This is a genomic window from Sphingomonas edaphi, from assembly GCF_003583725.1.
Classification (GTDB): domain Bacteria; phylum Pseudomonadota; class Alphaproteobacteria; order Sphingomonadales; family Sphingomonadaceae; genus Sphingomicrobium; species Sphingomicrobium edaphi.
Genome location: NZ_QXTF01000002.1, coordinates 458,990 through 468,795 on the forward strand (window position 1 = coordinate 458,990; position 9,806 = coordinate 468,795).

General features: G+C 62.1%; 7 protein-coding genes. 4 read left to right on the forward strand and 3 right to left on the reverse strand.

The features are described from left to right. Position 1 precedes the first annotated feature (1 nt). Genes D3M59_RS09160 through D3M59_RS09170 form a run of 3 tightly spaced genes read left to right on the forward strand, consistent with a single transcriptional unit; the run spans position 2 to position 4,453 of the window. Positions 2-1,216, forward strand: a complete 1,215-nt coding sequence (locus D3M59_RS09160) for an amino acid aminotransferase (protein ID WP_233543207.1) — start codon at positions 2-4, stop codon at positions 1,214-1,216. Next, positions 1,209-3,263, forward strand: a complete 2,055-nt coding sequence (locus D3M59_RS09165) for an alpha-ketoacid dehydrogenase subunit alpha/beta (RefSeq protein WP_233543208.1) — start codon at positions 1,209-1,211, stop codon at positions 3,261-3,263. Before D3M59_RS09160 ends, D3M59_RS09165 begins: the two co-directional genes overlap by 8 nt. Next, complete coding sequence (locus D3M59_RS09170; protein WP_119533324.1) at positions 3,263-4,453, forward strand: dihydrolipoamide acetyltransferase family protein; 1,191 nt, start codon at positions 3,263-3,265, stop codon at positions 4,451-4,453. The genes D3M59_RS09165 and D3M59_RS09170 overlap by 1 nt, the downstream gene beginning before the upstream one ends. A 1-nt stretch (position 4,454) precedes the next feature. On the opposite strand, the gene D3M59_RS09175 is transcribed toward D3M59_RS09170, so the two are convergent. Genes D3M59_RS09175 through D3M59_RS09185 form a run of 3 tightly spaced genes read right to left on the reverse strand, consistent with a single transcriptional unit; the run spans position 4,455 to position 7,416 of the window. Continuing rightward, on the reverse strand, positions 4,455-5,489 hold the full coding sequence (locus tag D3M59_RS09175; RefSeq protein WP_119533325.1) for a sensor histidine kinase: 1,035 nt from the start codon (positions 5,487-5,489) through the stop codon (positions 4,455-4,457). After that, a complete protein-coding gene (locus tag D3M59_RS09180; protein WP_119533326.1) occupies positions 5,489-5,929 on the reverse strand; it encodes a response regulator in 441 nt (146 codons plus the stop codon). Before D3M59_RS09180 ends, D3M59_RS09175 begins: the two co-directional genes overlap by 1 nt. Then, positions 5,926-7,416 carry a sensor histidine kinase gene (locus D3M59_RS09185; protein WP_233543209.1) on the reverse strand — a complete coding sequence of 497 codons (1,491 nt, stop codon included), beginning with the start codon at positions 7,414-7,416 and terminating at the stop codon, positions 5,926-5,928. Before D3M59_RS09185 ends, D3M59_RS09180 begins: the two co-directional genes overlap by 4 nt. A gap of 626 nt (positions 7,417-8,042) precedes the next feature. On the opposite strand from D3M59_RS09185, the gene D3M59_RS09190 reads away from it, so the two are divergent. Beyond that, positions 8,043-9,806 (forward strand): cadherin domain-containing protein (locus D3M59_RS09190; protein WP_199662470.1); only part of this gene is annotated, 1,764 nt, incomplete at its 3' end.

A 9,806-nucleotide genomic window follows, 5' to 3' on the forward strand; every position in this document is an offset into this window, starting at 1 on the left:
CATGCTGGACCAGCGGACAATGACCGGGCCGGGCGGGGGCGCCCAATTGCTAGAAACACTACCGCCGATCGAGAGCGATTCGCTGCTCGCGCTGATCGCAATGGCGAACGCAGATGAGCGGCCTGAGAAGATTGACGTCGGAGTCGGCGTTTACCGCGACGGGGAGGGGCGCACACCTATCCTGCGCGCCGTAAAGGCGGCCGAGCAGCGTCTGTGGGAAGCGCAGGAGAGCAAGGGATACCTCGGCGGCTTCGGCGATCGGCGCTTTACCGAGCTGTTGCGGTCCATCGTCTTTGGCGAACATGCTGGCGACGATCGGATCATGGGTATCCAGACGCCTGGCGGCTGCGGTGCACTGTCGCTTGGCTTCAAGCTCGTGGCAGCCGCCAATCCCAAAGCGCGGGTTTTAGTCGGCACGCCGACCTGGCCGAACCATATGCCAGTGATTGAAGCCGCGGAGCTGGAGATCGTGCGCTACGGCTACTACGACCGCGACCAGCGCATCATTCGCTTCGATGAAATGATGAGCATGCTGGACGGCGCGCGCTCGGGCGACGTCGTGCTGCTCCATGGCTGCTGCCACAATCCGACCGGGGCCGACCTTGACGATGACCAGTGGGCAGACGTCGCTCGTACGATGGCCCACCGAGGCCTCGTTCCATTTGTTGACATCGCTTACCAAGGGCTGGGTCGCGGGCTGGACGAGGATGCCGGCGGGCTGCGTGGAATTTTGGCGGCCTGCGACGAGGTGATCGTAGCGCAAAGCTGCGACAAGAATTTCGGCGTTTATCGCGACCGCGTCGGCTCGCTGCACCTGAAGACCGCGCGCCGTGGATCAACCGGGCTGGCGATGGATCATGTCGCCCAAATTGCGCGGGAGATGTGGTCGATGCCGCCTGATCACGGCGCAGCCGCCGTCCGGACAGTGCTGGAGAATGACGATCTACGCGCCGATTGGCTGGCCGAGCTTGGCGAGATGCGCGATCGCATCAACCGCATTCGTAGCGCCATTGCCGCTGCGGATCCGCGTCTGGCCTATATCGGTCGCCAGTTCGGCATGTTCTCAATGCTCCCGTTCGACGCGGTGCAGGTGCGCCAACTTCGCGAACGCAGCGCCATTTACATGGCCGACAGCGGGCGCTTCAACGTTATCGGCATGGCGGATGAAGCCGTGTCGCGGTTCATTGCGGCAATCGTCGAGGCGATGAATGGCTGACGTGATGACCGCCGAACCGGAGATCGAGTTTAGGACTGCGAGCGGAATCGACTGGGCTGAAGTCGCGCGACTGGTAACGACCAGCCGAGCGCTCGATGCACTGGAGGAAACGCGCCTCGTTCCCGAAAAGAAGGTGCTCTACCAATTCTCGGCACGTGGCCACGACATGGCGCAAGTCATCCTTGGGATGCACCTTCGTAATGGTGACGCTGCGTGCGGCTATTACCGGTCGCGGCCGATGCTACTGGCGCTCGGTGTACCACTTGCTGATGCGCTCGGCAGCGGGATGGGGCGCGCAGGCGGCTATTCTGATGGACGCGATATCGGCGTCGTGTTCAATTACCCAAATCCCGGCGGTGCGCATGCCCTGCCGATGTGCGGCGGCGTTGGTGCACAATATGCGCCGGCGGCGGGCTGGGCGCAGTCGATCCTCTACAAGGCCAGCGTGCTAGGGGAGAAGGATGACGGGGCGATTGCGGTCGTGCTTGGCGGCGACGCGAGCTGCGCCACAGGTGGATTTTGGTCTGCGCTAACAATTGCGACCACGCAATCTTTGCCGTTGCTTTTCTACGTTGAGGACAACGGCTTCGGCATTTCGGTACCCTCGCATTACCAGACGCCGGGGTGCGACATTGCTGCCAACCTCGCCAGCTTCAAAAACCTTGCGATCTGGAACGGTGACGGCACGGATCCGGAGGAAGCGGCGCGGCTGATTGGCGAGGCTATCGGTCACGTTCGCGGACGCAAGGGACCGGCACTTATCCGCCTGACGGTCCCTCGGCTGGAGGGCCATAGCTACCAGGACACGCAGGCCTATAAGTCGCCCGAGACAATTGAGGCGGAATGGTCTCGTGATCCTTTGCCCAAGCTGAAGACGTTTGCCTCTTATCTCGACTGGGACCTGATTGAATCATCGGTAGAGGCCGAAGTCGAAAAGGCACGCGAAGAGGCCGAGGCGCGTGGCATTTCCAGTCCCGAGCAGGTGACCGACCACGTTTTTTTCGACGGCGAGGCCAGCCAGGTGGGGGGTGGCGCCGGCCTCAGCCTTGTCGATACGACCGATCAGCCGCAGCCGGACGGTCAGCGGATTAACATGGTCACCGCGATCCGGCGCGTTCTCGACCAAGAACTTGCGGCCAATCCCAAGGTGTTACTCTTCGGCGAAGATATCGGCCCAAAGGGCGGGGTACACGCGGTCACGCTCGGCCTGCAGGAAAAATACGGGCACGATCGTGTTTTCGACACGTCACTGAACGAAGAGGGCATCGTCGGGCGGGCAGTCGGAATGGCACTGGCTGGCCTGATGCCGGTGCCGGAAATCCAGTTCCGCAAATATGCCGAGCCAGCGACCGAGCAGATCAATGATTGCGGCACGATGCGCTGGCGCACCGCCAACCGCTTTTCCGCGCCGATGGTCCTTCGTGTGCCGGGCGGCTTCTTCAAATGTGGTGACCCGTGGCATAGTCAGACCAACGAGGTGCAGTTCGTCCATAACCCGGGCTGGAAAGTCGCTGTCCCCTCGAATGCCGAAGACGCAGTGGGCCTGCTGCGCGGAAGCTTGCGTGGTAGCGACCCCGTACTGTTCTTCGAACATCGAGCGATGCTGGACGACAGCTGGGCACGGCGGCCGTGGCCCGGCGACAAGTTTGTTCTGCCATTCGGAAAGGCGAAGAAAACCCGTGAAGGGGATCGCATCACGATTGTGACATGGGGCGCGATGGTGCCGCGCTGCGAGGCAGCGGCGGAAGGCATTAGCGCCGACGTCATCGACCTGCGCACGCTGATGCCATGGGACCGCGAAATGGTGCTGGAAAGCGTATCGCGCACAAGGCGCTGTTTGATCGTTCATGAGGACCTTCGTACCGGTGGCTTCGGTGCAGAGATTGCGGCCGTAGTGGCCGACGAGGCGTTCCTTGACCTCGACGCGCCCGTCGCGCGCGTGACAATGCCCGATATTCCAAGCCCGCATCATCCGAAGCTGCTGGAATGGGCAGTGCCCAGCGTCGAGCGGATTCGGGCCGAAATCGACCGGTTGGTGGGGTTCTGATGATCGACGTTCGCGTTCCCGACGAACAGGAAGGCACGAAGGCCGTCGTCCGCGGCTGGTTGAAAAAGGTCGGCGAGGCGGTGTCGGTCAACGACCCGCTCGTCGAATTGGAAACCGACAAGGTGACGCAGGAAGTGCCAGCTCCGGCGACCGGCGTCCTTGCCGAAATCCTGCTCGATACCGACGACGAGGCGGAACCCGGCGCACTGCTCGCTCGCATCGAGGCCGGGGTTTACGAGCCAATGGCGCTGGCTGATGAGCCGGCTGCTCCGGCCAAAAATTCGAAGATTGCGGCTTTAACGGGTCATTCCGTGACAGGTGGCGCCGAGAAACGCCTTTCTCCATCGGTTCGCCGCGCACTGCTCCAGCACGATATCGATCCGTCGCGGATCCGGGGCACCGGCCGGGACGGAAGGATCACGCGCGATGACGTCGACCGCGCGGTTGCCTCGGCAACGACGGTCAGCGTCGGCGAACCTTCTACCGCCCAGCCACGGCACTTTGCAGGCCAAGACATCCCGCACGACCGCATGCGGATAAAAATCGCAGAGAATATGGTGCAGGCGGTGACCGATGCGCCCCACGTCACCGCGCTATTCGAAGCGGATTTCAGCGCCATCGCTGCGCACAAGTCTGCCATGGCGGCAAAGGGCGTAAAGCTCAGTTACACGGCTTACCTCATCAAGGCGGCAAGCGAGGCAATGGCCGTGGCGCCCGCGATCAACGGGCGCTGGGAAGACGATCGCATCGCCGTTTCGCCGACCATCAACATCGGCGTCGGGACGGCGCTCGGCGACAAGGGTCTGGTGGTCCCTGTGGTCAAAGATGCTGGGACGCTGGACCTGCAGGCCATTGGCCGGAAGCTGGACGATCTCACCGGCCGTGCCCGCGAGGGCAAGCTGACCGGCGCGGATGTCTCGGGCGGAAGCTTTACCATTTCCAATCATGGCGTTTCGGGCAGTCTTCTCGCCGCTCCGATTATCCTGCATGCGGGACAAGCGGCGATCCTTGGTGTCGGCAAGTTGCAGAAGCGGGTCGTCGTGCGCGAAATTGACGGCCAGGACGCCATACTGGTGCGTCCGATGGCCTATGTCACGCTGACCATCGATCATCGCGTCGTCGACGGCCATCAGACAAATGCTTGGCTGACCCGCTTCGTCGAAATACTGGAAAACTGGCCGGCGGCGTGAACTAGATCGCGGCGACGACCTTCGCTCGAACGCCGGCGCGGCCATTCTCGTAGCCGAAGTCGGCCGCAAGCGATTTGGCCATCGCTAAAACGAGGCGCGATCCCAGCCCGCTGCCCTTAGGCTTCTCGCCCTCGGCCATGCCGATGCCGTCGTCCTCGACGCAAAGGGAGAAATGCTTCTCGTCGGGTTGCGTGAGGTTCACGCGCACCTCTCCGCCTTTGTCCTTGCCGTAGGCGTATTTGCAGGCGTTGCTGACCAGCTCGTTGACTATAACGCCCAGAGACACCGCCTTGTCCGGATGGAGTCGCAGCGGTGCCGCATCAAGCTTAATTTCCCGGGGTGCGGCGGGTGTCGACCAGGTTTCCTGCAATTCCTCGACAATCGCGGCGAGATATTCGTTCATGTCGACGCTTTCGACGTCGCCGGAACTGTAAAGCTTGCGATGGACCTGGGCGATTGCGTCAATGCGCCGCTGCGTATCGGCAAGCGCTTCGCGCGCATCTTTATTCTCCAGTCCGCGCGACTGCATGTGCACGAAGGTCGATACGAGTTGCAAAGAATTGGCAACACGGTGATTGACCTCTTTCAGGAGCGTTTCGAGGCGCTCATTAGCGGCGCGAAGTTGTTCCTCGGCGACCGCTTTTTCACCCTCGAGGCGAACGCGGGCGAGGGCAAGCGTAAAAGCCTGCTCAAGCAGGTCAACAAATTCGTCTCCTGCGGACTTCACGACATATTCGAACGCGCCGGCTTTCAGCGCCGCGACCGCGACACTGCTCTCTTCCGATCCTGTGACGTACACGATGGGCGGACAGTGAGGGAGCTTGCGAAGTTCGGTCAGCGTCTGCAGGCCGTCCATTCCCGGCATGTAATGGTCGACGGCGATAATCTCGAAATTGCCGTCGCGCGCGAGGTCCACACCTTCTGCGCCGGTCGCCGCCGTTACGACCGTGTGCCCGCGACGGCCAAGCAACTTCTCCACCAGCCTGCGCAGACCGGCGTCATCGTCAATGTACAGAATGCGGCGGGGTTGCTTCATCAGGCGTCGGCGTCCGGCACCTGGATCACGGACAGGAAGAGGCCCAGCTGGCGGATCGCGTCCGCGAAGCTTTCATAGTTGACCGGCTTAGTGATGTAGACGTTGCAGCCAAGGTCGTAACAGCGCTGGATTTCCACCTTGTCGTCGGTGGTCGTCAGCACGACGACCGGAACGCGGTGCAGCTTTTCGTCGCCCTTGATTTTCGCGAGGATATCCGTGCCGCTCATGTCCGGGAGGTTGAGGTCGAGGAGGACCAGGGCGGGGCCATTCTTGCCGGGACCCTCAGGATTATTGAACAGATAGTCGAGGCCGGTCGTGCCATCGAGGAAGTGCACCAGTTGGTTCGAGATCCCCGCCCGGCGGATGTTCTTCTCGATCAGGCGCGCATGACCTTCGTCGTCCTCGATCATGACGATGCGGACGGGCTGCTGTGCGTTCACTGGTCTTTACCTTCCTCGGAAAACTCGACGGGCAAATCGACGACGAAGGTTGAACCCTCGCTTAAGACTGACCGTACCGTGATTGTCCCGCCCAAACGATATGCTAGCGCGCGAACATTGGCGAGACCGATGCCTTCGCCTTGCTGGTCTTGCTGGCCTGAACGGCGGAACAGTTCGAATATGCGCTCATGGTCCTCCGGCGCGATGCCGCGTCCGTTGTCTTCGACTTCAAAAATCGCGCGGCTGCCTTCGCGCCGGCCGCGAACCATGATGACGCCCTGGCGGCCCGACTGGAGATACTTGGTCGCATTCTCCATCAGGTTGCTGAAAATCTGTTCCACGGCCAGCCGGTCGTGCCGAAGCGAGGGCATCGGCTCCTCGATGATGAAGCGGGCATCGCGCTCGGCCGCGAGAACTTCAAGGTTGGCGGCGATATCGCCGATGAGCCGGTCCATCGGAAGCATTTCGGGCGTCAGCACACGGCGCCCCTGCCGCGAAAGATCGAGTATCGCATTGATCAACCTATCCATCTTGCGAGTGGACGAGCGGATGAATCCGATAGCTTCCGGCAGGTCTTCGCGGGCGGCGAAACGGACCTCGTCCGAGACTAGCTCCGGCTGCTTGTCTTCGACGACGGTTACGAAGTCGGCGACGATCTTGTCGGCTCGCTCCATTTCCGACGTAAAGCCCATCACGTTGACGAGCGGGGACCGCAGGTCGTGGCTGACAATGTAGGCGAAGCGCTGGATCTCGTCGTTCGCGCGCTGCAAGTCCGCAGTGCGCTCCTTGACCGCGCCTTCGAGGTCGGTGTTGAGCCGGTGCAACCGCTTCTGGCTGTCCAGCAACTCACGCGTGAATTTTCGAACCAGCCAGAAGGTGAAGGCCGCAACCCCGGCAAGCAGAGTGCCGGTGAGAAGCAAGAGCAACTGGACGAAGTTCTGCTGGTTGCGCGCTGCATCCTGTCGTTCGCGCAGCAGGCCTTCTTCGACGGCGTTGATCCGGCGAGCCCGATCCCGAATAAGCTGAAGGGTGCTGAGGCCCGGAGACCCGGAGAATTCCGCTCGAGCGGTAGCGAAGTCGCCGCTCGTCGCTAGATCCATTGACCGTTCAATCTCGGCGAGTTCCTTGACAACGATTGGCCGTAGTCTCCGAACGCTTTCCGACTGGGCAGGGCTGTCGGATACTAATTCTTCCAGCCGGTTGAGCGAGGGGACGATTTGCGGTGCCCACTCCTCATACACCTGGCGCCGATAAGGATCAGGCTCGATGAGATAGCCACGACGTGCCGCCTCAGAACGCTCCAGTGCAACCGTGAGGTCGCCGATCGCGTCCTTTACCTCGAAGGTATGCCGGACCAAGCGGGCGGATTCATTACTGTTTCGCAGCCCCGCCGCGACCAGCGCGAATCCGGCAATCAGAAGGATGAAGCCCGATATCAGGCCGACGAGCATCCATCGATTGAACTGCTGTTCGTTCTGGCTGAACAATCGGCCTCACGTCGGTTGCCGGACCACGGACAGGAGCGGGTAGCGGCGGCTACAATGTTGCGGCTCCATAAGGACCGGCCCGCCAAGCGTCAATTTCGTGATGAGCTAGCCCGCGCGGCGTCTCTTGAAAATGACGGAAGTTGGTCCACCCAGCATGAATACGATGGGCACTCAGATCATTGGGAAATTTCGGTGCAGTTGAGCCGCTAAGGTCTGATTAGCGCTCGTCATGGCCTTTCCACTCGGCAGCCCGACACCCCGAAAGCAGCCGTCTGTTCAGCTCGGCAGCTGATGGGCCGGTTTCGACCGGAATTGGCGCGTCATCGAAGCAACCGAGGTGCCGGCGATCGAAAATGCAGAGCGACCCACGTGCACTTCGTCGGCAAAACGACTGGTGCGACCTAGACAGTACTGACAGTCCCGCTGCGGAACACTCGTTAACCTTTCTGTTCTTGCAACAGGGTTAACATAGATTAAGCATAGCCAAGCGACTCGGGGGAGGGGCACAGAGCCGCAAACCGGAAAAACACGCCCCGCAACGGCCGCCGCGCATCGACTCGGAGGGACGGAGAAGCTTTACCCAGCCGGTCGCGAGCCACGCGTTCGGCCAATGAAGGAGCCGGGGCATGGCAGTAGTCAATCCATCAACGGGTCTCAGCGGCGTCTTCGGCTGGGACGGCGGTATCGGCCAGATCGACTCGATCAACGGCATCGTCGACAACACATGGACGATTACCCTTTCGCGCGCAGGGACGATCGACATCCGATTGTCCGACGGGCAGTTCACCATCCCCGGCGACGTCTTCACGCTTTACATCGACGGCGTGCTCGTTCCCTGGACCACCACCTATTATTGGGGCAGCGACAATTTCAACGGCGTGCTGGAAGACTTTCTGCTGAGCGCCGGAACGCATACCGTCACCGCCTTCGTCAGCGGCCCCAACGCGTACGGCACGATCACCGAGTTCGCCATCTCCGCAGTCACTTATGTCAACGCCCCACCGAGCGCTCCGGCCGACGGCGACGGCTCCGCGGGCGCGACCGTCTATGAAGACCATCCAGTCGGCACCCCGATCGGCCTCGACGCCAATTCGACCGATCCAGACGCCGGCGACACGGTCAGCTATTGCCTCGGCTTCGATGTCCGCGGCAACCCGATCCTCGACAACGGTCAGTTCGCGATCGACCCGTCGACCGGCGTCGTGACCCTTTCCGCAGCGCTCGATTACGAAAGCGCAGCGAGCCATGTCCTGCGCATCTACGCCACCGACGGCGAAGGGGCGAGCAGCTTCACCGACTTCAATATTACAGTGCTCGATGCCATCGAAGGGACGCCCGGCAACGACATGCTGCTCGGTACGCCGAACTCCGACTATATGTATGGTTATGGCGGCCACGACCTGCTGCGCGGCAATGCCGGCAACGATCAATTGAATGGCGGCGACGGTGACGATTTCCTTAGCGGCGGTCTCGGCGACGATGTTATCGATGGCGGGGCGGGGTCCGATCGCGCGGCGTTCTACACCGACGCCACGGCGGGAGTGACGGTCGACCTCAACATCGTCGGTCCGCAGGCCACGGGGCAAGGCAACGACACGCTGGCCGGAATCGAGAATGTGTCGGGGACGCCCTATGCCGATACGTTGATTGGCGACGGCAACGACAACCAGCTGTGGGGCTCCGTCTCCGCCCTCGGCGATGGAACGCCGACGGGATTGAACAACGACACGCTCGACGGCGGCGGCGGCAACGACCTGCTGACGGTCGGCACAGGGGCCCATCTGCTGACCGGCGGAACCGGGACCGACACGGTGTCCTTCACCGAAAATGGCGCGGCCGAACCGGGCGTCACCGTGTCGCTGGAGCTGGAGGGCGCGGCGCAGGTTACAGGCGCCGGAAGCTGGACCCTCAACGGGATTGAGAATCTCTCGGGCGGGACCAACAACGACAACCTGACCGGCGACGGTAACGCTAATGTGCTGGCCGGCGACGCCGGCGACGACACGCTGTCAGGGAAAGGCGGCAACGATACCCTCTACGGCGACGGCCAGATCAGTGTCGACAGCCATGGCCTCGGCTATTCCGGCCCGATCACGACCACGGCCGACACCGGCGCGGGTGGCAACGACACGCTTGAGGGCGGGTTGGGTGACGATCAGCTCCACGGCGGTGGCGGCAGCGACACCGCAACCTACGCCAATGCCGCGGGCGTCGTGCAGGCCTTCCTTGATGACGGCGGTTATGGCGAGGCTTATGGCGCGGACGGCTATGACGAACTGCACGATATCGAGAATCTGACGGGCGGAGCCTTCAACGACATCCTCTACGGCAACAGCGTCGACAACTTCATCAGCGGCGGCGACGGTCATGACGACGTCCGCGGCGGCGCG